The organism is Hoeflea sp. 108, from assembly GCF_000372965.1.
In the GTDB taxonomy this organism is placed as follows: domain Bacteria; phylum Pseudomonadota; class Alphaproteobacteria; order Rhizobiales; family Rhizobiaceae; genus Aminobacter.
In genome coordinates this window covers 3,482,107-3,507,894 of record NZ_KB890024.1, presented here as the reverse complement: position 1 = coordinate 3,507,894, position 25,788 = coordinate 3,482,107, and the positions used below count along the sequence as shown (strand labels likewise).

Genomic DNA, 25,788 nt, shown 5'->3' with positions numbered 1-25,788 from the left:
CGTTGACCCTGGGAAGTGAATATGAGCGGGCTTTTAGCGGCCTTGGCCCGTATTGCAAGCGGACTCGCCCCCAGAACCCCAAAAAAGCGACATGCGTAACGGAATGTCGCGGTTGGGAATGCCCTTCAGCTTGCATCGGCACAGGGCTCCATTTTTGTCATTGAGAATGATTTTGTGACAATGATCTTGTCCCCGATCGGTTCCCGTTTGCAGGAGATGGAAGCCTTCGGGCCGAAATCAAGCTTCAGCCGGCACGTGCAGCGAGCCAGTCGACGAGCTGGTCGATGGTGGAATCGGCGATCGCCTGCATTGTCGTTGGAGCGACAGTCGGCCAGCCTTCGCCCGTGCCCGTGGAGGCCGCGCTCTGCTGGCCGTTGATGCGGTGCAGCCGCGTGCCTGCCGGGTCGTAGACGTCCCAGACATAGACGACTGTCGTGTTGGCGCCTTCGGTCATGGCGGAGAAGTAGCCGCGCATGATGATGCCGGGCGGGGTGGTGTCGGTGCTTCCGGCGAGCGTGATGCCGCGGGTGCGGGCGCGCAGGTTGAGCCGCTCGGTCAGAGGCGTCGCCGCCTCGACCGGCGTGCCGACGATGGGGGCGAACTGCACGCGCGTCTTGGCGACGATGGCCGCCGTCTGGGGCGACAGCGGCGCGGGTGTTGCGGGGGCGGGTGCAATGGCGGGGGCGCCAGCGTCGGTGCCTTCGGCGCTGGCTAGGGCATTCGACTGTTCGGTCGGCTTGATCGAGGACGGATCGAGCGCATCCCTGGGGCTGTTGCACGCCGCCACCACTGCAAGCGCGGACATGCCGGCTGCGGCTCCCAACCAACGTCTCATCTGACGTGAACTCCCTGCAAACGCCCCTCAGCGCTCATCGCCAGTCACCGTACGATCAAGTCGAGATCATGGCGGGAAAGTGGCTTGGGCACAGATTCCGTGGTGAGGTAGGTACGACCCAGCGTCATCGCCGTCTCGGTCTCGGAGTCCATGATGATCATGTGGGCGAACAGCGTCATATTGGGCGCGATGGGCTCGGGATTGCCCTGGTAGAACATGGGCATATCCATCCAGGACGGCGTGAAGCGGGCGCCGACCGAGTAGCCGCAGGCGTTGAGGCGGTGCCGGGTCAGGCCATGGGTCTCGAGCGTACGGGCGTGGGCGTCGAAGACGTCGCCGAACGTGTTGCCCGGCACCATCGCCTTTTCGACCGCCAGCAGGGCGGCAAGCGATGCGTCGTAGAGCTCCTGGTGGCGCTTGGAGGCCTTGCCGGTCAGAACCGTGCGCATCATCGGCGCATGATAGTGGTTGTAGACGCCGGCCCATTCGAGGGTCAGCTGGTCGTTCTTGTTGAGCTTGCGGCGGCCGGACTTGTAGCGGCAGAGCAGGGCGTCCGCGCCGGAGCCGATGATGAACTCGTTGGCGGGATAGTCGCCGCCGCCGGCAAAGATGGCGCCCTGCATGGCGGCCAGGATTTTTGCCTCGTCTCCGCCCTGCTTGATCAGCGGCAGGGCAGCGTCGAGTGCGTCGTCGCCGAGAGACGCCGCCTTCTCGGCTTTCTCGATCTCGGCCGGGCTCTTGAACAGGCGCAGCCGGCCGACGATGCCGGAGGCATCGACGATCTGTCCGAAGGTCTGCAACTGCTCGTCGAGGCGACGGCCGTTGAAGGCGGTCAGGCCATGGGTGTCGTATTCGACGCCGATGCGCATGCCGAGCAGATCGAGATCGTTGAGCAGGTTGCGCAGGTCGAGCGTCGGATTGGCGCCGTCGCGGTCGGTCCAGACGACGATGTTGTCGATGGTGGAGGTCTGGCGCGCCTGGCGCAGGTCGGCCGAGCGGGTGAGCAGCGTCATCGCGCCGTCGGCCTTCATCACCAGCGACTGGAAGAAGCAAAAGCCGAAGGTGTCATAGCCGGTGAGCCAGTACATGCTCTCCTGCGCGAACAGCACGATGGCATCGAGCTTCTTTTCGGCCATCTCGATCATCAGCCGGTCGCGGCGGGCGTCGAATTCGGATCGTTCGAAATGCAGCGCCATGCAGTCAGTCCTCCAATGCAATTGCCGAAATCTGCCGCCCGTAATCAGCTTCCTTGCGGTGCGTGGTGCGCCGGTAGGAGTAGAAAAGGTCCTCTTCCGCATAGGTGCAGCGGTTCAGCGCCTCTGCAGTCACGCCGGCGCGTCGCAGCCGGTCGACCGTGTAGAGGTTGAGGTCGAACATGTGGTGGCCTGAATTGATCGACGGCGAGAAGTAGCGCGTATTGTCGGCGTCGGCCTCGACGAAGCGGGCGACGAATTCGGGACCGACTTCATAGTTGGCCGCGCTGATCGACGGGCCGAGCACGGCGAGGATGCGCTCGCGCCTGGCGCCCAGGCCTTCCATGGCGGTGACGGTGTTTTCGAGCACGCCGGTAAATGCGCCCTTCCAGCCGGCATGGGCCGCGCCGATGACGCGCGCCTGGGGATCGGCGAACAGCACCGGTCCGCAGTCTGCCGACGATGCGCCGAGCGCGATGCCGGGGCGGTTCGTCACCAGCGCGTCGGCCTTGGGACGGCCGTCCGGGAACGGGCCTGACGCGACGACGACATCGGGCGAATGGACCTGGTAGAGGCTGAGCAAATGGTCTGCCGGAACGCCCATCCATGCGGCGACGCGGCGGCGGTTTTCAGCAACATGGGCCTGGTCGTCGTCGGAGCCGACGCCGATGTTGAGACCCTTGTAAATGCCCTCGGAAACCCCGCCTGCGCGGGTGAAATAACCGTGGCGGATGCCCTGGGCTTCCGCGCCGGCGAGCAAGGTGGAGCGGACCGGATCCGGTTTCGAAACGTTCAGCATTGCCGCTCTTGTCATCTCCGGAGGCGGTTTCGTCAAGGCTCGCAGCCGCCACGGCAGGCTAAGCCCAGGAGCCCAGTTCCATTCCGAACCGGGCTCAGTTTTTCCTGATTGAGCATGACCTTGTCCGAAAAACGGTCCCCAGTTTTCGGGGGCATGCTCCGTCGCGAGGGCGGACAGTGGGGCAGGCGCAAGCCGCCTGTCAACTGACTATCGGGAAGGGGACTTTGGTGCCCGTCGGCGTCACCGCCAGCACCTTGAACAACTCGCCCATGGCGTCGGGGCCGGCGATGCGCTCGACCTCGGACCGGATCTTTTCGCGGCCGGCCTCGTCGGCGGAAGCGCCGAGATTTCCGGCGCGTTCAAGCAGCCCCATGGCCAGCAGGAACGCACCTTGGGTGGCTGTTTGGGCAGCAAGGCCATGTGCGCGGGCCGCTGCGGCAAGGGCTGCGAAATCGACATGCGAGGTCAGGTCGGCCTCGCCGGGGCTGGCCAGCACGTCCTCGTATCTGTGGCGGCGCAGCGCCTGCAGCGTGTCGCCGATGCCAGCCAACAGGTGGCCATAGTCAAGGAACAGCCCAGCGCCGCTTGACGCCGCGATGCGTTCGGCGATCTGCTCCATGGTGGCGCTGCGCGCCGGAGCGAATTCGAAAACGGCTCCTTCGGGCGCGGCAGCGGCCCCCTTCGGTAGAAGCGCCGGCTCGATGGTCGCCGGGCCGGCGACGAAGGCGAGTTCGCCCGGCTCGTCGAGCCCGACCAAGCGCTCGTGCCAGGCATTGTCGAGCTTGACGAACTGGCGCGTGGGGATGGCATCGAACAGTTCGTTGCCGACGATGAACAACGGCGCCGGGGCCAGCGCGGCGACGCTGTCGTGCCAGGCGATCTCAAGGCCGCTCTGGCCGAGCGTGGCCTTCTGCACCTCGCGCAGGCGCGGGCTGGTCTCGATGAGGGCAAAGGACGCGCCGGCGATGAAGGCGGGGTCGAGCCGCTTCAGGACCCTGAGCATGTCCTTCATCAGCGTGCCGCGTCCGGGGCCGATCTCGGCCAGCACAGGCGATGCGGGGCGGCCCGCCGCCTGCCATGCGGCGTAGAGCCAGACGGCGACGAGTTCGCCGAACATCTGGCTGACTTCAGGGGCGGTGGTGAAGTCGCCCGCCGCGCCGAAGGGTTGCCTTGTCGTGTAGTAGCCCTGTTCAGGATCGAACAGGCAGATCGCCATGTAGTCGGATACGCTGATCGGGCCCGATGCCGCGATCAGGCCCGTAATCCGCTGTTTCAGGCTGGTCATGCCGGCTTGGCGACTGGCGCTGCGGGCTTCGCCGCCAGCATCGCCCAGACGCCGATCAGCACCATCGGCGTCGACAGCACCATGCCCATGGTCAGCCAGTTGCCGGCGAGATAGCCGATCTGCTGGTCGGGCTCGCGGAAGAATTCGGCGAAGATGCGCGACAGGCCGTAGCCGCAGACGAAGGCGCCGGCGATGAAGCGCGGCGTCTTGAGCCTCAGCCTGGAGTGGGTGAGGAAGCGCAGCACGAAGAACAGCACCAGGCCCTCGAAGAAGGCTTCGTAAAGCTGGCTCGGATGGCGCAGGAACGGCCCGCCGGTGGGGAATTCCATTGCCCACGGCACGTTGGTGACACGGCCCCACAGCTCGGAATTGATGAAGTTGGCGACGCGGACGAGGCCGAGGCCGACAGGCACGCCGGCGGCCACCGTGTCGATGAGCGACCAGACCGGAATGCCGCGCCTGCGGGCAAACAGCACCATGGCCAGCGTGACGCCGAGCAGGCCGCCATGGAACGACATGCCGCCCTGCCAGACGGCGACGATGTCGAGCGGGTTCTGGATGTAGCGGGCGAGGTCGTAGAACAGCACGTAGCCGGTGCGGCCGCCGAGCACGACGCCGATCGCCGCCCAGACGAGGAAATCGTCGAGGTCTTCAGGCTTCATTGGAGCCGTGCCGTCCTGCCAGAGCCGTGGCGTGGCCAGCAGGCGCTTGCCGTACCACCAGGCAAACAGGATGCCGACAATGTAGCCGAGGCCGTACCAGTGGATGGCCAGCGGCCCGATCTGGACGATGACCGGATCGATGTTCGGAAAGGGCAGCGCGGCCAGCGGCAAGGCGAGATATTCGGACAATTCGGTCTCCGGTCGAAGCAATGGCGCGGACCATGGGGCAGGGCTTTGGCAGGGTCAAGGCAGGGTTGCGGTCTCTCACCGAGATGTCATTGGTTAGACTGGGGGGTAGACTGGGATTTGGACTGGGCATTTTTGCCGCGGTGTTTGGCGGTTGGATCGCATCACGATATCCTTGCAATCTACGCCTTGCCCCACTACGTCGAAACCACAATGCGAGGGTTTGCCATGACGACCGGACCGAACCGTATCCTGGATGAGTTCGCCAAGCTGATGACCGATGCCGCAGGTGCAGCGCAGGGCGTCAAGCGCGAGGTGGAGACCGCATTTCGTTCGCAGGCCGAACGGGTGATGAATTCGCTCGAGGTCGTGCAGCGCGAGGAATTCGAAGCCGTGCGCGACATGGCGATCAAGGCGCGCGCCGAAAACAAGGCGCTGACGGCCCGCATCGAGGCGCTGGAAGCGCAGCTTGCGGCGCTCGGTGGCAGTGCCGCTGAGGCAGCCTCACCTGCGGCTTCGCCCAAGCCCCGTTCGAAGAAATAATTCGTTAACTTTTCCACAAAGCGCCAAACGAAAAAGTGCTTTGTCGTGAATCGTTTACCGGCGCTTGATGAGCCTGCGCCGCAGCCTGTTTCCACACCCGAATGCGGCAGTGCGAAAAATTGGGCTGTTCACGAGAGTCACGATCAATACACTGAAATTACTGCACGATTCGAAACAGCGTCGTGCACCGGATGGCGCGGTCCGGCTGGGGGGTATTGAGTCCGGCAGCGCTGGTCGTCCGAGTTCAAGAATTTAGTTCGTCGTGTGTGTCCCCCGCGCGGAGCGCGATGACGCGCCCGGAACGACAGGAAGCATTTATGGAACTTCTCGAACTCGAGTTCTCCCGCGAGATCCACCCGGTGGATGTCATCGAGCAGGTGGCTCACAACAACGACTGGTCGTTTGAGCGGGCCGGCGACGACGAGATCTCGATTTCGGTCGTGGGCAACTGGACCGAATACCAGGTCTCCTTCTCGTGGATGGAAGACTTCGAGGCGCTGCATCTCGCCTGCGCCTTTGACATCAAGGTGCCCGAGAACCGCACGCTCGAAGTGCTGCGCCTGCTGTCGATGATCAACGAGCAGATGCTGTTCGGCCATTTCGACCTGTGGGAGAGCGAAGGCGCGATCATGTTCCGCCAGTCGCTGCTGCTCGCCGGCGGCGTCGAGCCCACCAGCCAGCAGGTCGAAGTGCTGCTGTCGTCGGCGCTCGAAGCCTGCGAGTGCTACTTCCAGGCCTTCCAGTTCGTCGTCTGGTCGGGTACGTCGGCCAAGGACGCGCTGGCCAGCGTGTTGTTCGAGACGCAGGGCAACGCCTGAGACTTCCAAGATGAGCGAGCATGGCGGGCGCAAGCCCGAGATCACCTTTGCCGACTTCGACAAGGTCGACATCCGCACCGGCACGATCGTCGAGGCCGAGCCGTATCCGGAGGCGCGCAAGCCGGCCTTCAAGCTGAAGATCGACTTCGGCCCTGAGATCGGCGTGAAGCGCTCGTCGGCGCAGATCACCAAGCACTATGCGCTGGAAGAGCTTGTCGGGCGGCAGGTGTTTGCCGTCGTCAACTTCCCGCCGCGCCAGATCGGCAAATTCATGTCGGAAGTGCTGACGCTCGGCTTCCCCGACGAGGAGGGCAACGTCGTGCTCGGCGCCATCGAGCGCAAGGTGCCTGACGGCTCGCGCCTGTTTTGAACTGTATCGATATTCAGGTGATGCCCGTCTGCAAAGGCTGATACCTGCGCTTCCGGTACTCACGTACCCAGATGTACGTTCCGTTCCGGTTCTCAGAATCCACCATTTTCGACTGGGCCTGACCTGAATCTCGATACAGTTTGGCTGTCTGGATTCATGCAGCGTAGGCGGCCCGCACATTGTCCAAAAACATCTCGGCACATGCCGCCCATGTGTAGCGCATGGCGCGCTCGCGTGCTTCGGCGCGGTCGATGTTGAGCGCGGCGAGCGCTGCTTCCCGCAGGTCGTCCGACACCACGCCGCCGATGCCGTCGCCGACGATGTCGATCGGACCCGTCACCGGATAGGCCGCGACCGGTGTGCCGCTGGCGAGCGACTCGATGATGACGTTGCCGAAGGTGTCGGTGCGGCTGGGGAAGACGAAGACGTCGGCCGAGGCGTAGATCCGGGCGAGCTCGTCGCTTGGGCGGCGTCCGAGGAAATGCGCCTTGGGGTATCTGGCGCGCAGCCGCTCGATCTCGGGGCCGTCGCCGACCAGCACCTTGCTGCCTGATAACTCGAGATCGAGGAAGGCGGGCAGGTTCTTTTCCACGGCGATGCGGCCGACGCACAAAAAGATCGGGCGTGGCAGGTCCATCTCGACCTTCTTGTCGGGATGGAAATGGTTGATGTCGACGCCGCGCGTCCATGGCCTCAGCTTGTCGAAGCCGCGCGACGCCAGGTCGTCGGCCAGCGACTGGGTCGCGACCATGCAGCCCTTGCCGGAATTGTGGAAGTTGCGCAGCAGCCCGTAGGTCCAGCTTTCCGGCAGCGGCAGGCGGGCGCTGACATATTCGGGGAAACGCGTGTGGTAGCTGGTGGTGAAGGGGCGGTTGTTGGTGAGGCAGTAGCGCCGCGCCATCATGCCGAGCGGCCCTTCGGTGACCAGGTGGATGTGGTCGGGCCGGCGCTGCTCGATGATGCGGGCGACATTGCCGGGCGTGGTCAGCGCCAGCCGGATGTCGGGATAGGTCGGCATCGGCAAAGTGCGGAAGATCTCAGGGGTGAGGAAGTCGGCCTCGGCGCCATAAGCGACAAGCGTCTCGGCGAGCCGTTCCAGCGTATGCACGACGCCATTGATCTGCGGACGCCATGCGTCGGTGACCATCAGGATGCGCACAAATCGTCTTCCCATCAGGCCGCGTCCGACGGCTTTGGAGCCTGCCGGAATCAGCGGCGGTCGCGTTCGTTGCGGCTGCCTTTGAACAGGGTTCGATGACGTGGCGATGACGACCGGTCTTCTCGCAACTGCGAAGACGAGGTTGCTTCTGCCCCGGCTGGCGTTTTCTTTGTGACGATTTTTCCCGCGACGGGGGCTGGCGTGAAAACAGGTCCTTTGCCGAAAGGGGGGCGTTTGCCGACGATTGGGGCAAGCTTCGCATGTCGCGGGGCGAGCCAATCCTCCCAACAGGCTCTCAGCGAGAATTCATATGACCGAGATCACCAAGTCGCTTTCCCTTTTCGCCACCAGCCGGCGCGGCGCCCTCGCTGCCCTGTTTGCTTCCGTCGTCACGGTTGCCGGCCTGACCGTGCCGCACCAGGCCTTCGCCGAGGACAAGACCGCCATCAAGGTGGGCATCATCAGCGGCGAGGACGAGGATGTGTGGCGCGTCGTCACCTCCGAGGCCGCCAAGCAGGGGCTGAAGATCGAGACCGTCGTGTTCAACGACTATACCCAGCCCAACGAGGCGCTGGAGCGCGGCGAGATCGACGCCAACGCCTTCCAGCACCAGCCCTATCTCGACAACCAGATCAAGTCGCAGGGCTACAAGATCACACCCGTCGGCTTCACCGGCCTGTGGCCGATCGGCCTCTATTCGAAGAAGCACGGCAAGGTCGAGGACCTGCCGGAAGCAGCCGTTGTCGGCGTGCCGAACGATCCGTCCAATGAAGGCCGCGCGCTGCGCGTGCTGGAAGGTGTCGGCCTGATCAAGCTCAAGGAAGGCACCGGCATCCTGGCGACCGTCGCCGACATCGCCGAGAATCCGAAGAAGCTCGACGTCAAGGAACTCGATGCCGGCATCGTCGGGCGTTCGGTCGACGATCTCGATGCAGCCGTGGTCAACACCGACTGGGCGCTGAAGAGCGGGCTGACGCCGGCGCAGCGCATCGCCCAGGAGGCGGTGGCCGACAATCCCTATCGCAACTTCATCGCGGTCAAGACCGGCAGCGAGAACGAGCCATGGGTGAAGAAGCTGGTGGCCGCCTACCAGAACGAGACCGTCAAGGCCGAGTTCGACCGCGTCTACAAGGGCACCGGCATCAGCGCCTACTGAGCGGCGTTTCATTTTCCGTCCATGGCGGCCCGTCCAACCGACGGGCCGCCATACGCGTTTCGGGCACGATCCCCAAAGTGGGAAGCGGTTTTCGGCAAAGATCGTGCTCAGGCAAAAATTGGAGGTCGCTCCACGTCGACATCGTCGAAGTGGAGCGGGCTCAGGGAAAGGGACTTCATGAACCAGCATGTTTCCTGGGCCGAGGCAGGCGCGGCGGAGGCGAGGGGCGGCGACGTCGTCCGCATCGTCGACCTCAAGCGCCGGTTTGGCGGGACGGCGGCCGTCGACGGCATTTCGCTGTCGGTCCGCAAGGGCGAGATCCTCGGCATCATCGGGCGCAGCGGCGCCGGCAAGTCGACGCTGATCCGCTGCCTGAACGGGCTGGAGCGGCCCGACGAAGGCCAGATCTTCGTCGAGGGGCGCGAGATCACCGGGCTTGGCGAGCGCGACCTGCAGCCGCTCAGGCGGCGGATCGGCATGATCTTCCAGCATTTCAACCTCCTGTCGGCGAAAACAGTCGAGGAAAACGTGGCGCTGCCGCTGAAGATCGAAGGCAGGCCCAAAGCTGAGCGGCTGGCGCGCGCGGCCGAACTGCTCGATCTCGTCGGGCTTGCCGACAAGGCCAGGGCCTATCCGGCGTCGCTCTCCGGCGGCCAGAAGCAGCGCGTCGGCATTGCCCGGGCGCTTGCGGCGCGGCCGGCGCTGCTGCTCTCTGATGAGGCGACCTCGGCGCTCGACCCCGAGACGACGCGTTCGATTCTGTCGCTGCTCAAGGACATCAACCAGCGGCTCGGCCTCACCATCCTGCTCATCACCCACGAGATGGAGGTGATCCGCACGGTCGCCGACCGCGTCGCTGTGATCGACGCCGGCAAGATCGTCGAGGAAGGCCAGGTCTGGTCGGTGTTCGCCGATCCACAGGCCGATGTGACCAGAAGCCTGCTCGCCGGCATTCGCCCGCAACTGCCGGAGGCGATTGCAGCGCGGCTCGGCAAGGCAGGGCGCGAGGCGATCCTGCGTGTCGACGTTGCCGGCGAGGCGGCGCGCCGGCCTCTGCTTCAGGAGCTTGCGACGGCCATTCCCGGCCGCTTCCGGCTTGTTCATGGCGGCATCGACCATATCCAGGGCGAGCCTGTGGGCACGCTGTTCGTCGGCGTGCAGACGACCGACGGGCGCGTCGCCGAAATCATCGACTTCCTGAATGCCCGGGATACCCGGGTCGAGGTGCTTGGCCATGTCTCAGACGATGTTTGACCTTTTGCTGCGGTCCCTGTGGGAGACCGTGGTCATGACCGGCGCGTCGGGCCTGATCTCGCTGGTCTTCGGCCTGCCGCTCGGGCTGGCGCTGGTCGCCACCGATCGCGGCGGCATTGCCGAGCAGCTGTGGCTGAACCGCATCCTCGGCGGCATCGTCAACGGCTTCCGCTCGGTGCCGTTCATCATCCTTCTGGTGGCGCTGATCCCGCTGACGCGGCTGATCGTCGGCACGTCGATCGGCACCTGGGCGGCGATCGTGCCGCTGTCGATCGCGGCCACGCCCTATTATGCGCGCATCGCCGAGGTGTCGCTGCGCGAGGTCGACCGCGGCCTGATCGAAGCCGTGCGCGCCATGGGCGGCGGGCGCTGGGCCATCGTGCGCGAGGTGCTGGTGCCGGAGGCGTTGCCGGGCATCGTCGCCGGCTTCACGGTGACTTTGGTGACGCTGGTCGGTGCCTCGGCCATGGCAGGCGCCATCGGCGCCGGCGGCCTGGGCGATCTCGCCATCCGCTACGGCTACCAGCGCTTCGAGACGTCGGTGATGGTGGCGGTGGTGGCGGTGCTGATCGTGCTCGTCTGTGGCATCCAGTGGATCGGCGACCGGCTGATGGCGCGGCTCGACCGTCGCGCCTGACCCCTTGCGGGCCTCAGGCCGGCACGCGGATCATCGCGCGCAGGCCGCCCAGCGGGCTGTCGCTGAGCTTGATGTCGCCGCCATGGCTGCGGGCGATGTCGCGGGCGACCGCCAGGCCGAGGCCGGTTCCGGTGGAATCGAGGTTGCGCGCCTCGTCGAGGCGGAAGAAGGGCTTGAACACCTCCTCGCGCTTTTCCTCGGGAATGCCGGGGCCGTTGTCGTCGACCATGACCACCAGCATGCCGCGGTCGTGGACGGCCTTGACCTCGACCTCCTTGGCATAGCGGAAGGCGTTGCCGACGACGTTCTGCAACAGCCGGGAGAAGGCGTTGGGGCGGACATGCACCTCGGGTTCGCCGACAAGCGTGACCTTGAGCTTGCGTTTCCGGAGCTTGGCCTCGTCGCCGATCTTGTCGAGATAGGCGCCGAGGTCGAAGCGGCCCGGATCCTCGAGCGCTTCGCCGCGGGCGAAGGCGAGGTAGGCTTCCAGCATCGACTGCATGTCGTCGATGTCCTGGCTCAGCGCCTCGCGGTCGATCTTGTTGCCCGACAGAGCTAGCTGCAGCTTGAAGCGGGTCAGGATGGTGCGCAAATCGTGGCTGACGCCGGTCAGCATGGCCGTGCGCTGGTCGATCTGGCGCTCGATGCGCTCGCGCATCTGGATGAAGGCGAAGCCGGCGCGACGGACTTCCTCGGCGCCGCGCGGGCGGAAATTGGGCGGCATCGGCCGGCCCTTGCCGAAGCTTTCGGCGGCCTCTGCCAGCTGCAGGATCGGCCTGATCTGGTTGCGCAGGAAGGGGATGGCGATGGTGAGCAGCACCAGCGACGTGCCGACCATCCACAAAAGGAAGATGTGCGTGTTCGAGGCATAGGCCTGGCTGCGGCGGACGAAGACGCGCAGCACCTTGTCGTCGAGCTGGACGCGCACCTCGACGATGTTGGAGTTGCCGACCGTGTCGAGCCAGAACGGCTTGTTGATCTGCTTCCTGATCTCGGAAGACAGCGCCTGGTCGAGGATCGAGAAGAACGGCTTCGGGCCGGGCGGGGGCAGGGGCTCGGCCGGCAGGAGGTCGATCTTCAGCGACATCCGCTCCTGGGCGATGCGGATGATCTGGGCGTAGTTGTCCTGTGCCGGAAAGGTGTCGAGCAGGTCGATGATGGCGGCGATGTCGCGCGTCACCGCCTGCGACAGGCGCACGGTGACCGTCTGCCAGTGGCGCTCCATGAAGACGAAGGCCACCACCGACTGCAGCAGGATCATCGGCGTGATGACGATGAGCAGCGAGCGGGCATAGAGCCGCTTCGGCATGTAGAGCGACACGCGGCGCCAGAAATGGTGCCAGCTGCGCGGCACGGCCGTCAGCGCACGCCAGATGCGTGTGCCGAGACTGCCTCCGCCAGGCCGTTCCATGTCTGTGGTTGCCATCCGTCCTTCCGTGCGCGGCCCCTGATGCTACATCAAGTCAGCCGCGACGATCCTATTCCACGCTCAGCCGATAGCCAATTCCGCGCACCGTCTGCAACCAGACGGGATTGGCGGGATCGCGCTCGATCTTGCGGCGGAGGCGGTTGATCTGGACGTCGATGGTGCGCTCGCCAACTTCGGAGTCCCCCGTCACCAGCTCATGGCGCGGGATGGTCTCGCCGGCGCGGGCGGCGAAGATGGCCAGGATTTCCTGCTCGCGGTCGGTGAGCTTCAGCGCTTCGCCGCCACGCTTCAGTTCGCGGCGAGCGATCTGGAAGGTGTAGGGGCCGAACACCAGCTGCTCGACCTTGGGCGTGGCCGCCGGGCCGCCGCGGCGCAGGATGTTGTTGATGCGCAGGATCAGCTCGCGCGGGTCGAAGGGCTTGGGCAGGTAGTCGTCGGCGCCGGCTTCGAGCCCGGTGATGCGGCTGTCGGTCTCCGACAGCGCCGTCAGCATCAGGATCGGCACTTCCTTGTCCTCGCGCAGCGACTTGGTCAGCTCGACGCCGGTCTCGCCCGGCATCATCACGTCGAGGATGAGCAGGTCGAAATCGAGCCCCTTGAGCTTGCGCCGGGCTTCGTCGGCATTGCCGGCCACGGTGACACGAAAGCCGTTCTCGCTGAGATACTGCTTCAGAAGGTTGCGGATGCGGGTGTCGTCGTCGACGACGAGCAGATGCGGAGCATCGTCACCCAGGGCCGCCGGATTTGCCGTCTTTTCGTTACTCTCCATGGTCCTTCCCAGGTGTGTTTCCGGGCAGATGGTCAATCTGCGCCCTCAGTTCGGGATTGACCATGGCCTTGAGGAACTTCTCGATCCAGGCACGCTCGGTCTCACCTGCGCCCTCCAGTGCCGCATGGATGCGGCGTGACTGTGGCCGAGCCAGCGCCAGCGTCAGGGTGCGGCCCTTGGGGGTGGGATAGAGCTCGCGCTGGCGACGGTCGCGCGGGCCCTGGACCTGGACGATGTAGCCGGCGTCGATCAGCTGCTTGAGGACGCGCGCAAGGCTCTGCTTGGTGATCTTCAACACGTCGAGCAGCTCGGCGACCGTCAGGCCGGGCATGCGGTTGACGAAGTGCAGCACGCGGTGATGCGCACGGCCGAAACCGTATTCCGAAAGAATCTGGTCGGGGTCCGAAGTGAAGTCGCGATAGGCGAAATACATCAGCTCGATGATCGAGAAGTCGATGCCTTCGTCTGCCGTCACGGCGGTACGGATCGGATGTGCGGCGGCGCCGCTTCGTTGGGCCATAGAAATCCTGCTCGTCAATTTATGTCAGCACTGTTGACATAAATTAGGTGCGATGGTAATTTTTGACAAGCTTTTCGCCGGATTGCGAACGAAAAGGCAAGGTACGGTGGTTTTTTCCGAAACATCGTAAGTTTGCTTTGATATTCTCAGGCGCCTACGCTTTAGCAGCCGACCCCCCTGAGGGGCCAATTAGAAAGATACGAAACGATAGGCAGGCCCCGGCCTGCGGGAAGGTTTTCCATGGCATCCGTTCCTTTCGACCAGCTCGATGGATTTATCTGGATGAACGGCGAGTTCGTCCAATGGGCCGACGCCAAGATTCACGTACTAACCCATGGTCTGCACTATGCAAGCGCGGTGTTCGAGGGCGAGCGCGCCTATGGCGGCGAGATCTTCAAGCTGACCGAGCACACCGAGCGCCTGCATGAGTCCGCCCGCCTGCTCGGCTTCACCGTTCCCTACTCGGTCGAGGTGATCGACGATGCGTGCCGCGAACTGCTGAAGAAGCAGGGCTTCAAGGACGCCTATGTGCGCCCGATCGCCTGGCGCGGCAGCGAGGAAATGGGTGTCGCCGCCCACAAGAACCGCATCAATGTCGCCGTCGCCATCTGGCAGTGGCCGAGCTATTTCGATCCGGCGCAGAAGCTGAAGGGCATCCGCTTGGACATCGCCGAATGGCGCCGTCCCGACCCGCGCACGGCACCTTCGAAGTCCAAGGCTGCAGGCCTCTACATGATCTGCACGCTGTCCAAGCATGCGGCCGAGGCCAAGGGTTATGCCGATGCGATGATGCTCGACTGGCGCGGCCAGGTGGCCGAGGCGACCGGCGCCAACATCTTCTTCGTCAAGGACGGCAAGGTGCATACGCCGAAGGCAGACTGCTTCCTCGACGGCATCACCCGCCGCACGGTCATCGGCCTTGCCAAGGATCGTGGCCTCGAGGTTGTCGAGCGGGTGATCATGCCCGAGGAACTGGAAGGTTTCGAGCAGTGCTTCCTGACCGGCACGGCGGCCGAAGTGACGCCTGTTTCCGAGGTCGGCCCGTACCGATTCGAGGTCGGCGAAATCGCCAAGACGCTGATGAACGACTATTCGGCCGCGGTGCAGCCCAAGCATGCGATCGCTGCTGAATAATCAGCAAAATCAAACGATTAAGTTCGGCAAGGGGCGGTTTTCGGACCGCCCCTTTTGCTTGGGTGGGGGCTGATTTGACTTTCGTCGAATTCGGCGTCTGATGGTGACGTCGGCTGGCGGGAGCTGGCCTGCAATTTGGAGGGAATTGTCATGGAATCGCTTCTTCCGATCATCATTCAGATTGTAACCGGCGTAATCGGTGGACAGGCAGTAGGTGCAGCCGTCAAACAGGCGGCGATGGGGCAGGTGACGAAGCTGCTCGCCGGCGGCATCGGCGGTATCGCCGGTGGCCAGATTCTGGGCAGCCTGCTGGGTGGCGCTGCAGCCGACCCGGCAACGGCGAGCGCGATGAGCGGCATGCTGAGCAACGTTATCGGCGGTGCCGGCGGTGGCGCCATCCTGACGGCAATCGTTGGCGCCGTCATGGGCGCCATGAAGAAATAAGCACCTGGCAAAACGAGTTATCGTATTGGGCGGCCTTGGCCGCCCTTTTCCGTTCTGGTGCCGGTCAGTTCACCGATCGCCGGTGCAAATTGCGTGGACGCGCGCGTCGTCTGTGCCTATGTCCGGAGCAAAGTTGTGAAAGGACAATCATGGGACAGCTCAACGCAGGGATCGTGCCGGTCACGCCCTTCCAGCAGAATTGCACCATCCTCTTCGACGTCGAGGACAAGACGGGCGTGGTCGTCGATCCCGGCGGCGACGTCGACACCATCCTGTCGGTGCTCAAGGACAACGGCATCAAGGTCACGGCGATCTGGCTGACGCATGGCCATATCGACCATGCCGGCGGGGCGATGGAGCTCAAGGAAGCGCTCGGCGTCGACATCATCGGGCCGCACGAGGCCGACAAGCCGCTGCTCGACAACCTTGTGACCCAGGGCCAGAAATTCGGCATGAGCGGCGTGCGCAACTGCACCCCCGACCGGTTCCTGGCCGATGGCGAGACCGTATCTTTCGGCAGCCACGTCTTCGAGGTGCTGCATTGCCCGGGCCACGCGCCCGGCCATGTCGTCTACTACCACCGTGACGCCAAGTTCGCCCATGTCGGCGACGTGCTGTTCCGCGGATCGGTGGGCCGCACCGATCTCTATGGCGGGGACCACGACACGCTGATCCGCTCGATCAAGGAAAAGCTGCTGCCGCTGGGCGACGATATCGGCTTCATCTGCGGTCATGGGGCGGGCAGCAAGTTCGGCGACGAGCGCCGCGGCAATCCCTACCTGGTCTGATCGCAGCCGGCCGGGGCCTGAAAACGAAAGCGGCGCCATCGCTGAGATGGCGCCGCTTGTCATTTGAAGGGCAGGGAACCCTTGTAAATGCGTGTCAGTTGGCGGTGCAGAAATGCTCCTGGCCGTCATAACCGGTGAAGGTGCCGCTGCGCGGCTTGAAGCTGCGGTAGCGATCCGAGCAGTAGCTGTACCATTCAGGCGTCCACGGCTCGACGGCATAGCTGTCGCGGTAGACGACGCGGCGCTGCACCGGGGCGGGACGATAATAGTCCTGGCCATAGTAGTCCTGGCGGTACACGCGGCGCGGCTGCGGCTGGTAGTCGTCGTAATAGTCGTCATAGACCGGCTGCTGGCGGTTGGCGCTGCCGGCGATGACGGCGCCGGCGATCAGTCCGAGCGCGCCGGCTGCGACGATCGCGCCGGTGTTGTCGCGGCGACCATGGTCGTAGCGGCGCCAGCGTTCACCAGCCTCTGCGGCGGGCAGGGCGGCAAGCGTTGTGGCGGCAACGGCTGCCGACAGGACAAGGGTTTTGAAGATGCGGTTCATATCGGTCTCCTTCGCCGTCCGGCCCGTATCGAAGGGCTGAATATTGGCGTCGACTATCTGTCTAAGGGACCCAGCCTGAACGCAAGCTGAACGGATTTACCGACGTTAACGGGGCTTGCCGAAAGCCAAAGCATGCCTGTCCGGCATACCGGTTCGGACGCTTACAGACAATCGGCCGGCGCCATGGGCTCCGGCCGCCCCGGGGTTCAGCCAACCGTCAGATTGACGGCCTTGGGACCCTTGCCGCGCTTGTCCGGCTCGGTGTCGAAACTGACTTTCTGCCCATCCTCAAGACCGGGAAGGCCCGACGCCTGCACGGCGGAGATGTGTACGAAAACGTCCTTCGCTCCATCGTCCGGCGTAATGAAGCCGAAGCCTTTGGCATGATTGAAGAACTTGACGGTGCCGGTCTGCGGCATGGGAAACTCCTCTGATCCCATCAATTTCAGTCTTCGGGCCGGCAAATGCCCGAAGTGGAAATTTGTCGTTCATTTTTGGGTGATCGGCAAGCGAAACTTTCAGGCTAGATCGCTGCCCGAAATCGGTCCGTTTGCCTGTTTTTTCAGCCGTCGCGCGGGCTGTTCCGCACAATCGGCAGCCATGTGCAGGGGCATTTTGAGACCGGCGCGCGGCCGGCAAGCCGGCTCCGGTTTTCAGGCCGCGCGCAGCGAAAATTCACCTGTCCGGCTCAGTACTCGCAGTAGCGGATCGGGCCGATCTGGATGCAGGCGCCGGGCCGGGGGCGCTGCGGGTTGTACCTGGTGTAGATCCTGGCGCGGCAATCGGGACCGATGTGCCGGTGCGGGACGTTGCCGTAGCGCGGCAGGAAATGCCGGCGCACGTCGCGGTGGCAGTCGCGTATCTGCTGCTGCACCGGGATCGGGCGACAATCGGGCCGGCGGTGGCGATGGTACATGGTGCGGCCGAATTCGGGGACGAAGTGCCGCTGGATGTCGGCATGGCACCCCCTGACCTGCACCACCAGTCCGCCGTCGACCTGAGGCAGGTCGGTTGCCGGCATGGCTTGTGCCGGGCCGCCATAGCCAAGACCGGCGGCGAGCAACGCCGCCGCGAGGGACTTCAGGAAAATCATGTCGTGCCTCCTCTCGCATCGGGGCAGGGATACGCGCGCCCCACGACCGGACCATGTCATGGACTTCGGAGCCTGGCCATATCGGCGAGGGTCAGGCGTTCGGCCAGGCCGTCGATCCCGAGGGATGAAGAGGCGCGGGCGGGCAGCGCCAAAAGCAAAGGGCGCGACGGTTGCCCGTCGCGCCCTTCGTTTGGTTCACAACCGGCTGATATCAGGCCGCGCGAAGGTTGACTGCCTTCGGGCCCTTGCCCATGCGGTCCGGCTCGACGTCGAACGTGACCTTCTGGCCGTCGACGAGCGTGCGCAGGCCCGAGGCTTCGATGGCGGAAATGTGGACGAAAACGTCCTTCGCGCCGCCGTCTGGCGTAATGAAGCCGAAGCCCTTGGTCGTGTTGAAGAACTTTACTGTACCGGTCTGGGCCATTGGGAGAACTCCTTCACCCGTTCTTTGGTCTGGACTGCCATCCGCCTGGCGTCGGTGGCAAGTCGGTGGTTTGCTTGGCGGTCGTGCATTCGCGCACACTAAAACCCCCCGCCGAGTCACGGGGCCGTCGAAGATTCACAGTATCGGGGAAAGGGTCGTGCAAAAAACGTTCCAGTCTCCGGGACAGCAAATGCCCGAACAAAGCCTGTATTGCATGGAAACGTTTAGGTTGCAAGATGTCGCAGGCAATGGATGCGATGCTCGTCAAGATAGTATGAGTACAAACAATCCACCGGACTGTCATCTCTTCAGATGATGTCAAAGACAGGCAATGTCGTGGCGGCGGGGATTGATTTCGCGCCAAGAATTGCAAGGATCGATTCGGCGGCAAGCGCGTTCTTCCGCCTGGGGCGGCGCGATAGGGAAGACATCCATGAGATTTTCGGCAAAATCCTTTGCAAGCAAGGCGGCGTTGACTTCGCTGCTTGCTGTCGTGCTGGCGTCGTGCACGGTGGTCGTGGATGAGGGACCAGGCCCTCGTCCGCCGCGTCCGGGACCGGGGCCGCAGTTCTGCACGCGCGAATATGACCCTGTCTGCGCGCGTCGCGGCAACGACCGCCAGACATTCGCCAATTCCTGCATGGCCGAGGCGTCCGGATACCGCATCATCCGCGGCGGCGAATGCCGTGGCAGCGGCTGGGACAATGGCGGTGGTCCGGGCGGCGGCAACCAGCAGTTCTGCACCAGGGAATACCGCCCGGTCTGCGCCCAGAGGGGCGGCACGCTCAGGACCTTCCCGAATGCCTGCGAAGCGGATTCAGCCGGCTTCCGGGTCGTCGACCGCGGCCCCTGCTAGGCCGGTGAACTGAAACGTCTGCACGGGGGATCGCCGGAGGCCGCAAGGCCTTCGGCAAGCGCCTCAGAATGGCGCGGGCTCGTTGACCTGCCTGACCTCGCGCACGCGGCAATCGTCGCCGACATGGCGATGGCGCAGCATGATGCCGTCGATGCGATGGGTGCGCACGTCGCGATGGCAATCCACGATCTGCCGGCGCTGGTTCTGGCGCGGCGCAGAGACGATGACCGGCTCGCAGGTGCCGCGCTGGTGATAGTGCGGGACGCGTTGGCCGACCTCCGGAACATAGTGGTCGCGCACGTCGCCATGGCAGCCGCCGACCTGCACGACCAGTCCACCCGCTGCGGGGACAGCCGGGGGCACGGCGGGTGCGGCCGTGGCCGGCATGACGGACGCGGCCATCAGGGCGGCGAGCGAAACGGCCTTGAACTTCATCCGAGATCTCCATGAGACGAGGTCGCGAGCAGCGAGCACGTAGATTGCGCCGCCGCCCCGATGTTTCAATGCAGGCGGGCGGCTGGCCCGGGCATTTCGACATGGCAGGGTTACCGCTTCCTTGCGTCCGCATCGCTTGACCACAAATCCCGGGCAGCCGGATTGCTGGCCGGTTCCGCAGCTGCGTGTTAGCCTGTGGTGATGGGGCCGGGCGGCCCGGGGCCAGCACCCCTTCTACGCCGAAGGTGGGGAACTCGCCGTGATATCGATGCCAGCCTTGCGGATGTGAGGCGCCATGGCTGCGGAGCAAACGGTCTTTGACTTCGCCGGCCACAAGCTCGACCTGGCAACGGGGCGTCTGCTCGGGCCGGGTGGCGAGATCGCGCTGCGGCCGAAATCCTTCGATCTCCTGGTCTATTTCCTGCGCAATTCCGGGCGCGTCATCGCCAAGGGCGAACTGCTCGACGCCATCTGGCCCGATGTCACCGTCACCGAGGATTCGCTTGCTCGATGCGTGCACGAAATCCGAACGGCGCTTGGCACAAGCGGGCCGCCGCTGCTGCGAACCGTGCCGCGCCGGGGCTATCTGTTCGTCGCCGCGCAGGAGCCTGCCGGCAACGGCGACAAGCCCGATGTCCTGGAGCTGTCCGGTTTGGAAGCCCGAGGTCGGGGACCGCGCGGTTGGGGCACGCTGGGGCTGGGAGCCGCAGCACTCGTGCTCGTGGCATCTGCCGGACTTGCCGCCTGGTTGTTCGCCTCGGGGCGGCCGCTGTCGACAAAGGCGTCGATTGCGGTGCTGCCGTTCCAGAACATAGAGGGCGACGCCGCGACCGGCCGGCTCGCCAATGGCATGACCGAGGACATCATCACCGACCTGGCGCGGTTTCGCGAATTCGACGTCATCGCGCAGAATTCGGTGCGCGGCATAGCCGGCACAGGAGCCGGCGAGGTCGGCCGCAAGTTCGACGTGCGTTATGTGCTGACCGGCTCGATCCAGCGCCAGGACGGCCAGTTGCGCATCACCGGCCAGCTCATCGACGCCGGCACCGGGGCGCATCTGTGGGCCGAGCGCTGGGACAGGCCGGCAAACGACGTCTTCAAGGTGCAGGAGGAGCTGTCGCGGCAGGTCGCCGGCCAGCTCAGCGGCATCACCGGCACGATCGTCGCCGCCGATCGCGAGGCGGCGCGGCGCAAGCGCCCAAGCGATCTCGGCGCCTATGACCTCTATCTGCTGGCGTCCGAAGCCAAGCACAAGGAAACCAGGGAAGGCATCGGCGAGTGCCTGTCGCTGCTGGACCGAGCCCTGAAGGTCGATGCCGGGTTCGCCCGCGCCTGGGCGCTGCTCGGGACCTGCCATGCGTTCTCGATGCGCTGGACCGACAGCTGGGACGCCACCTATGCCAGCTATCTGCAGGCGGAGCGGCGGGCTGTCGAACTCGATCCGCTGGATGCCGACGCCCATGCGGGGCTCGCCATGGCGCTGTCGCTGGGCGGCGATCTCGAGCAGGGCGAGGTGGAGTTCGACAAGGCGCTTGGCCTCAATCCCAATTCGGCCGACGTGCTGACGCGCTTCGCCTACTGGGCGCTTGCCTTCGGGCGGGCCGAAGAGGGGGCGGAAGCGGCTGCCCGCGCCGTCAGGCTCGACCCCGACGCCCAGCCCTGGGCGCTGCGGTTCCGGAGCGCCGGGCTGTTTTACGGCAACCGCATCGACGAGGCGATCCGGGTCAGGCAGCGCGTCCCCCGGAGCATGTTCGGCGACAGCGACTTCATCGAGCTGGCCACCTTCTTCGTGGCTGCCGGGCGCATCGCCGAAGCCAGGGTGCTGGCCGAGGAAGCGCTCTTTGCCATGCCCGGCATCAGCATCGAAGGCTGGACCGGCGATCCCGGCTGGCTGGAGGCCGACCGTCAAAAGGCCATCGCCTATATGCGCGAAGCCGGTTTTCCCGTCTGCGCCGGACCGGCCGAGCTTGCCAGGGGCGGCATCAAGCAGCGCATCGCCGAATGCGTGGCTGAGGCAGGCACCACCGCAAGGTAGCCGGCGGCGTTTCAGCCAAGTTTCAAGCGAATTTCAGCACTCTTTCCAGACTTGCCGAGGCGTGGCGCCGATGCTCGCGACGTCCCTCGTGCCGGGGGCGCCCAGCAGGGGAAGGAGCGAGCGATGACCGGGACCAACGATATCTCCGACAAGCGCAAGGCGATCGATTTCACTTTCGTGGCTGACGATTTCAGGGCGATCAGCCGCCGGCTGAAGAGGCTCGCGGCATGGCGTCCGCAATGGCTATCCGGCGGAGCAGGGGGCTGCCCGCTCGATGAATTGAGCGCCCGGCATCTCCAGGATATCGGCCTTGAGCGCTTGGACAACGAGACGACATGGACCGACAGTCGCGGCGCGCCGCTGACTGCTCTCAGGGATTTCGACTATCGCGGCGGTCAGGCGTGTTTGGCAGGGCGGTCCGACTTGGCCTGAAATGCGCCTCGGGCGCCGGGGCCGAAAAGCCGGCGAGGTAGGCCTGCATGCCCGCGAGGCGGCTGCCTTCCACGATCAGCGTGCGGCGCTCCTGCCTGGCCTCGCTCGGCGACATTCCAAAGCGGGTGCGAAAGGCGCGCTGGAACTGGCCGGCGCCGGAAAAGCCGAGGTCATGGGCCAGTTGCGTCATGGGCGGGGACGAGGGGCGCATGAGCATGCGATAGGCGGCATCGAGCCGCCGCTCGCGGATGACCCTGGCGACACCGCCATCGGCCTCGAACATGCGGTAGAGATGGCCCCGCGATACCCTGAACTGGCGCAAGAGCATTGCCGGGCCGAGCTCCGGATCGGTCAGCTTCGCGTCGATGACGTCGAGCAGGCGCCGGCGCAATACAGGCGCAAGGGCAGGGTCCTGAAGGGCCGTGTCGGCCGGGTTCTGGTTCAGGGCCGAGGCGAACAGGGCGACGGCGGCGTCCTCCAGCGTTGGCGCTTCGGTTTCGCGTATGTCCGGCGCGACGTCGTTCAGGCCGACGATGAAGTCGGCCAAAAGGCGGGTCAGAGGCTGGCCCGCCTTGAACTGCGTGCCGTGCAGGCTTCGCCCGGACAGCCTGTCCAGCCGCTCGCGATGCAGGAGAACGCTAAGGGTGGAGCCGGCGCTCACCGATGCCTGGAAGGTTCGGTCCATGTCGAAGGCATAGACGTCGCCGGGGCAAACCGTCATGGCCACGCCCTCGCAATCGGCGACCGCCATGCCTGATGTGAACAACTGGACGAGGTAGAAGTCCTCAAGGCCGCTCTGGCTGACGATGCTTCGGTCCCTGACATAGTTCTGCGCATTGAAGCGCGCGCGGCCGACCATCATCGGGCCGATCAGGCGAGTGGCGAAGGAACCTTCGAGGAGCAGGGGGCTGTTGCTGTCCGGTGTCGTGTCGAACAGCGGGCGGGTCACGTCACGCCAGTAGTCCGCGCGCAGTTCCGGCTCGACCAGATCGGTGGAAAGGAGGACGGCGCCCTGCGTCACAGCGCACCATCTGTCGACCGCCACATCGCTTTGCCCCCTCGATGCGCAACTGTTCGGTGACCTTGCGTAAGACCGTCGCGGACGCCGGTCCAGCGACCATGGCGGGTACAGATGTGTCCAGACACGGCAAGGTAGTGGGGCGGAGACAAATCGCGCCAAGAAATGAGACGCCACGCTGCTTCGATATAGCAGGTTCTATGCAACTATCCGCTTGCGGCGGGCATGATCGGGCTGGCGGCGATCTTTACGCTGCACGGCCCCATCAGTGATTCCTGTGGGGATGCTCGCATCACATCATCGATGCGGGGCGCCGTGCGGCTTCCCGTGGGGGAGCTTGGCATGGCCGTCTTCAAGAGCGTCTTTTCACTTCAACGATCGCTGCGGACGAGAGCGGATAGCGTCTCCGCCGGTGCGGTGACGGTGGCGCTCCTGTCATCGGCGAGCACTGCCCTTGCCGGCGACTATCACTTCAACTCCTCCGGCAACGTCGTGTGGCAGCAGCTTCCTTCCAGCGGTTTCGAAGCGCCAATCATCCTTCAGGCAGGGGATCGCGCCATCTACGATCGTGCCGGCACCGGACAGTCGATGATTTTCGGACCCATCGTCAGGAATGTGGGGCAACTGGTGTTTCGGGCACCCTATACGGGCAGTGGCTTTGCCAACCCGCCGGGCTCGTTGACCGGCCCGTTTGCCATTCATGGGCTGGAAGGGCTGGGGGTCGACAGCAAGGTCGACCAGCAGATCACCCTGTCCGAGCAACTCATCATCGCCGGCAGCCAGGAATGGCGCGTCGACAGCGCCACCGGCAGCGTCACGCAGCTGGGGCGCACCGCATCGCGCTCGCTGAGCCTCGGCAGCTACATGCTGACGCTCAATGCGGTCGGCGCGGGCAATTCCTTCATCCTGAACAATCCCGTTTCCGGAACCGGCGGCCTGATCGTCAAAGGCGCGGGCACCACCTTCCTCAACAACGCGAACACCTATTCGGGCGGCACGTTCCTGGATGGCGGCACCGCGGTGGTAACGGCCGACAACAATCTCGGCGCGGCATCGGGCGGGCTGGGCTTCGACGGCGGCACGCTGCGGCTCGGCTCTTCCTTCGCGACAGCGCGGGCCGTCGCGCTGGCGGCCGGCGGCGGCACGATCGACAGCAATGGCAACAACGCCACGCTTTCCGGTGACATCTCAGGCATTGGTGGCCTGACCGTCGCCGGAACCGGCACCGTGACGCTGACGGGATCGCTCGGCTACACCGGTGCGACCGATATCGAGGCAGGCACGCTCATGCTGTCCGGAGCCGCAAGCCTGGCAAATTCGAGCGTGGTGATCGCCGACGGGGTGTTCGACGTTTCGACGGTCGGCGGGGCGTCCACCGAAATCCGCTCGCTCTCGGGCGCCGGTTCGGTAGTGCTCGGCACCACCCAACTGGTGATTGCAAACGCGGCCGACAGCTATTCAGGCCTGTTCCTGGGCACCGGCGGTCTGACCCTGCAGGGCGGCATGCAGGAGCTGACCGGAAACAGCGCGGGCTTTGGCGGAACCTCCCGCATCGAAGGCGGCACGCTTGCGGTCAACGGCAGGCTCGGCGGCGTCATGGATGTGCTGGGCGGGCGGCTGCAGGGCAACGGCCAGGTCGGCAACACCGCCAGTTTCCTCGGCGGCGTCATCGCACCGGGCAATTCCATCGGCACGCTGACCATTGCCGGCAGCCATACCGGCAATGGCGGCATGCTGGAGATCGAAACGGAGCTCGGCGGCGACGGGTCGCCCACCGATCTGTTGGTCATCACCGGCGACAGCATTCTGGGCAGCGGTCCGACGCAGGTCAGGGTGATCAATGTCGGCGGTATCGGCGGCGTGACCACCGGCGACGGCATCAGATCGTCGATGTCGGCGGCGTCTCGGCGGCGGGAGCCTTCGTCCTCGCCGGACCGGCGATTGCCGGCACCTACCGCTACGACCTGTTCCAGAATGGCTTGAGCGGCACCGCCGACGGGGACTGGTACCTTCGCTCCGCCGGTCTCGCGCCGACGCTGCCGACCTATGAGATCTATCCGCAGGTGCTGCTCGACCTCGTGGGGCTGCCGACGCTGCAGCAGCGTGCAGGCGTCCGGCACCGGGTTGCCATCGACGGCACAGGATCCCAGGAGGGCGGTGCGGTCTGGTCGCGCATCGAAGCTGCGCACGGCCGCAGCCAGGCGCAGGGATCGACGACCAATGCCGCCTTCGACAGCAACACGCTGCGCTTGCAGGCCGGCATCGACGGCCAGATTGCCGCCGATGCCGGGGGTATGCTGATCGGCGGGCTCAACCTGCACTATGGCCGCACCAGCGCCGACATCTTCTCCGACATCGGCGGTGGAACCAACGGCACCTCGAGCTATGGCCTGGGCGGGACGCTGACCTGGTATGGCGAAAGAGGTATCTATGTCGACGGCCAGGCGCAGGTGTCGGTGCTGCGCAGCGACTTCGCCTCGAACCAAGCCGGCAGCATCGGCAAGGATATCCATGGCAGCGGCTATGCGTTGAGCCTGGAAGCCGGGCGGCAGGTCGGGATCGGCAATGGCTGGTCGCTGACGCCGCAGGCGCAGCTGGCCTATTCGGCGGTCAGTTTCGACAGCTTTACCGATCCGTTCGGAGCCGAGGTGTCGCTGAAGGACGGCGACAGCCTCAAGGGCAGGATCGGGCTTTCGGCGGACTGGCGGCGCGACGCCGGAACGCATGTCTATGGCGTTGCCAGCCTGACCTACGAGTTCCTCGACGGCACCACTGCGACGGTCAACGGCATGGACCTGACCTACAGGCCCGAGCGCCTCGGCGGCGAGATCGGACTTGGCGGTGCCTATCGCTGGAACGACGGCAGATATGCCCTCCATGGCGAGGCACTGGCCACGACCAGCTTCCAGGACAGCTACGGCTTCAAGGGGTCGGTGGGCTTCACCGCCGGACTGTAGCCGCCGACGG

General features: G+C 65.0%; 29 protein-coding genes. 14 read left to right on the top strand and 15 right to left on the bottom strand.

All coding sequences use genetic code 11. The annotated features are described in order from the left end of the window. Nucleotides 1–244: 244 nt before the first annotated feature. The 5 genes from B015_RS0117455 to lgt all read right to left on the bottom strand — a co-directional run bounded on the left by B015_RS0117455 (nt 245) and on the right by lgt (nt 4,963). Nucleotides 245–805, bottom strand: coding sequence for a hypothetical protein (locus B015_RS0117455; RefSeq protein WP_026227404.1), 561 nt, complete (start codon nt 803–805; stop codon nt 245–247). A 74-nt stretch (nt 806–879) separates the two neighbouring features. Next, nucleotides 880–2,031, bottom strand: a complete 1,152-nt coding sequence (locus B015_RS0117450; RefSeq protein ID WP_018429017.1) for a Xaa-Pro peptidase family protein — start codon at nt 2,029–2,031, stop codon at nt 880–882. Between the two features lie 4 nt (nt 2,032–2,035). Beyond that, a complete protein-coding gene (gene pgeF / locus B015_RS0117445; protein ID WP_018429016.1) occupies nt 2,036–2,827 on the bottom strand; it encodes a peptidoglycan editing factor PgeF in 792 nt (263 codons plus the stop codon). Between the two features lie 199 nt (nt 2,828–3,026). Then, a complete protein-coding gene (locus B015_RS0117440; protein WP_018429015.1) occupies nt 3,027–4,112 on the bottom strand; it encodes a class I SAM-dependent methyltransferase in 1,086 nt (361 codons plus the stop codon). After that, nucleotides 4,109–4,963 carry a prolipoprotein diacylglyceryl transferase gene (gene lgt, locus B015_RS0117435; protein ID WP_018429014.1) on the bottom strand — a complete coding sequence of 285 codons (855 nt, stop codon included), beginning with the start codon at nt 4,961–4,963 and terminating at the stop codon, nt 4,109–4,111. Before lgt ends, B015_RS0117440 begins: the two co-directional genes overlap by 4 nt. A gap of 225 nt (nt 4,964–5,188) precedes the next feature. On the opposite strand from lgt, the gene B015_RS0117430 reads away from it, so the two are divergent. From B015_RS0117430 to B015_RS0117420, 3 genes are all read left to right on the top strand, one after another. Beyond that, nucleotides 5,189–5,503 (top strand): accessory factor UbiK family protein, encoded by a 315-nt coding sequence (locus B015_RS0117430; protein WP_026227403.1) that lies wholly within the window; start codon nt 5,189–5,191, stop codon nt 5,501–5,503. A gap of 317 nt (nt 5,504–5,820) precedes the next feature. Continuing rightward, a complete protein-coding gene (locus B015_RS0117425) occupies nt 5,821–6,321 on the top strand; it encodes a YbjN domain-containing protein (RefSeq protein WP_018429012.1) in 501 nt (166 codons plus the stop codon). Between the two features lie 10 nt (nt 6,322–6,331). Continuing rightward, complete coding sequence (locus B015_RS0117420) at nt 6,332–6,691, top strand: tRNA-binding protein (protein WP_018429011.1); 360 nt, start codon at nt 6,332–6,334, stop codon at nt 6,689–6,691. Between the two features lie 154 nt (nt 6,692–6,845). On the opposite strand, the gene B015_RS0117415 is transcribed toward B015_RS0117420, so the two are convergent. After that, nucleotides 6,846–7,850 carry a glycosyltransferase family 1 protein gene (locus B015_RS0117415; RefSeq protein ID WP_026227402.1) on the bottom strand — a complete coding sequence of 335 codons (1,005 nt, stop codon included), beginning with the start codon at nt 7,848–7,850 and terminating at the stop codon, nt 6,846–6,848. A gap of 310 nt (nt 7,851–8,160) precedes the next feature. Here B015_RS0117415 and B015_RS0117410 point away from each other — a divergent pair, with 310 nt between their 5' ends. The 3 genes from B015_RS0117410 (at nt 8,161) to B015_RS0117400 (ending at nt 10,897) form a co-directional block, all read left to right on the top strand. Further along, nucleotides 8,161–9,006, top strand: a complete 846-nt coding sequence (locus B015_RS0117410; protein ID WP_018429009.1) for a MetQ/NlpA family ABC transporter substrate-binding protein — start codon at nt 8,161–8,163, stop codon at nt 9,004–9,006. A gap of 177 nt (nt 9,007–9,183) precedes the next feature. Further along, the gene (locus B015_RS0117405; RefSeq protein ID WP_018429008.1) at nt 9,184–10,260 is read left to right on the top strand and encodes a methionine ABC transporter ATP-binding protein; all 1,077 of its coding nucleotides are present in this window, start codon (nt 9,184–9,186) and stop codon (nt 10,258–10,260) included. Continuing rightward, on the top strand, nt 10,241–10,897 hold the full coding sequence (locus tag B015_RS0117400) for a methionine ABC transporter permease (protein ID WP_026227401.1): 657 nt from the start codon (nt 10,241–10,243) through the stop codon (nt 10,895–10,897). The genes B015_RS0117405 and B015_RS0117400 overlap by 20 nt, the downstream gene beginning before the upstream one ends. A gap of 13 nt (nt 10,898–10,910) precedes the next feature. On the opposite strand, the gene B015_RS0117395 is transcribed toward B015_RS0117400, so the two are convergent. The 3 genes from B015_RS0117395 to B015_RS0117385 are packed head-to-tail and all read right to left on the bottom strand — an operon-like array spanning nt 10,911 to nt 13,615. Then, entirely contained in the window at nt 10,911–12,323 is a 1,413-nt protein-coding gene (locus B015_RS0117395; protein ID WP_018429006.1) for an ATP-binding protein, read from the bottom strand. Nucleotides 12,324–12,375: 52 nt separating this feature from the next. Beyond that, nucleotides 12,376–13,095, bottom strand: coding sequence for a response regulator transcription factor (locus B015_RS0117390; RefSeq protein ID WP_018429005.1), 720 nt, complete (start codon nt 13,093–13,095; stop codon nt 12,376–12,378). Continuing rightward, complete coding sequence (locus B015_RS0117385; protein WP_018429004.1) at nt 13,085–13,615, bottom strand: MarR family winged helix-turn-helix transcriptional regulator; 531 nt, start codon at nt 13,613–13,615, stop codon at nt 13,085–13,087. The genes B015_RS0117390 and B015_RS0117385 overlap by 11 nt, the downstream gene beginning before the upstream one ends. Before the next feature lie 240 nt (nt 13,616–13,855). Here B015_RS0117385 and B015_RS0117380 point away from each other — a divergent pair, with 240 nt between their 5' ends. From B015_RS0117380 to B015_RS0117370, 3 genes are all read left to right on the top strand, one after another. Next, nucleotides 13,856–14,749, top strand: a complete 894-nt coding sequence (locus B015_RS0117380) for a branched-chain amino acid aminotransferase (protein WP_018429003.1) — start codon at nt 13,856–13,858, stop codon at nt 14,747–14,749. 150 nt (nt 14,750–14,899) lie between these two features. Next, complete coding sequence (locus B015_RS0117375) at nt 14,900–15,193, top strand: hypothetical protein (protein ID WP_018429002.1); 294 nt, start codon at nt 14,900–14,902, stop codon at nt 15,191–15,193. Between the two features lie 149 nt (nt 15,194–15,342). After that, the gene (locus B015_RS0117370; RefSeq protein WP_018429001.1) at nt 15,343–15,981 is read left to right on the top strand and encodes an MBL fold metallo-hydrolase; all 639 of its coding nucleotides are present in this window, start codon (nt 15,343–15,345) and stop codon (nt 15,979–15,981) included. A 94-nt stretch (nt 15,982–16,075) separates the two neighbouring features. Here B015_RS0117370 and B015_RS0117365 read toward each other — a convergent pair whose 3' ends face one another. The 4 genes from B015_RS0117365 to B015_RS0117350 all read right to left on the bottom strand — a co-directional run bounded on the left by B015_RS0117365 (nt 16,076) and on the right by B015_RS0117350 (nt 18,045). After that, complete coding sequence (locus tag B015_RS0117365) at nt 16,076–16,528, bottom strand: BA14K family protein (protein ID WP_018429000.1); 453 nt, start codon at nt 16,526–16,528, stop codon at nt 16,076–16,078. A 206-nt stretch (nt 16,529–16,734) separates the two neighbouring features. Next, nucleotides 16,735–16,947 (bottom strand): cold-shock protein, encoded by a 213-nt coding sequence (locus tag B015_RS0117360; protein WP_018428999.1) that lies wholly within the window; start codon nt 16,945–16,947, stop codon nt 16,735–16,737. Between the two features lie 269 nt (nt 16,948–17,216). Next, nucleotides 17,217–17,621 (bottom strand): hypothetical protein, encoded by a 405-nt coding sequence (locus B015_RS0117355; protein ID WP_018428998.1) that lies wholly within the window; start codon nt 17,619–17,621, stop codon nt 17,217–17,219. A gap of 211 nt (nt 17,622–17,832) precedes the next feature. Then, nucleotides 17,833–18,045 carry a cold-shock protein gene (locus tag B015_RS0117350; RefSeq protein WP_018428997.1) on the bottom strand — a complete coding sequence of 71 codons (213 nt, stop codon included), beginning with the start codon at nt 18,043–18,045 and terminating at the stop codon, nt 17,833–17,835. 433 nt (nt 18,046–18,478) lie between these two features. On the opposite strand from B015_RS0117350, the gene B015_RS0117345 reads away from it, so the two are divergent. Further along, entirely contained in the window at nt 18,479–18,901 is a 423-nt protein-coding gene (locus tag B015_RS0117345) for a Kazal-type serine protease inhibitor domain-containing protein (RefSeq protein WP_018428996.1), read from the top strand. Nucleotides 18,902–18,964: 63 nt separating this feature from the next. Here the strand turns inward: B015_RS0117345 and B015_RS0117340 are convergent, their stop codons facing one another. Continuing rightward, nucleotides 18,965–19,336: a hypothetical protein gene (locus B015_RS0117340; RefSeq protein ID WP_018428995.1), complete on the bottom strand. Its 372-nt coding sequence runs from the start codon at nt 19,334–19,336 to the stop codon at nt 18,965–18,967. 295 nt (nt 19,337–19,631) lie between these two features. On the opposite strand from B015_RS0117340, the gene B015_RS31160 reads away from it, so the two are divergent. Then, entirely contained in the window at nt 19,632–21,371 is a 1,740-nt protein-coding gene (locus B015_RS31160) for a winged helix-turn-helix domain-containing protein (RefSeq protein WP_018428994.1), read from the top strand. 123 nt (nt 21,372–21,494) lie between these two features. Continuing rightward, on the top strand, nt 21,495–21,803 hold the full coding sequence (locus B015_RS33335) for a hypothetical protein (protein WP_157632777.1): 309 nt from the start codon (nt 21,495–21,497) through the stop codon (nt 21,801–21,803). Here the strand turns inward: B015_RS33335 and B015_RS31155 are convergent. Next, nucleotides 21,742–22,848 (bottom strand): helix-turn-helix domain-containing protein, encoded by a 1,107-nt coding sequence (locus tag B015_RS31155; protein ID WP_157632776.1) that lies wholly within the window; start codon nt 22,846–22,848, stop codon nt 21,742–21,744. The genes B015_RS33335 and B015_RS31155 overlap by 62 nt on opposite strands. Nucleotides 22,849–23,163: 315 nt before the next feature. Here B015_RS31155 and B015_RS32240 point away from each other — a divergent pair, with 315 nt between their 5' ends. After that, nucleotides 23,164–24,804: an autotransporter-associated beta strand repeat-containing protein gene (locus B015_RS32240; RefSeq protein ID WP_051091912.1), complete on the top strand. Its 1,641-nt coding sequence runs from the start codon at nt 23,164–23,166 to the stop codon at nt 24,802–24,804. Continuing rightward, nucleotides 24,705–25,778 carry an autotransporter outer membrane beta-barrel domain-containing protein gene (locus B015_RS33605; RefSeq protein ID WP_245262336.1) on the top strand — a complete coding sequence of 358 codons (1,074 nt, stop codon included), beginning with the start codon at nt 24,705–24,707 and terminating at the stop codon, nt 25,776–25,778. The genes B015_RS32240 and B015_RS33605 overlap by 100 nt, the downstream gene beginning before the upstream one ends. Nucleotides 25,779–25,788 lie beyond the last annotated feature (10 nt).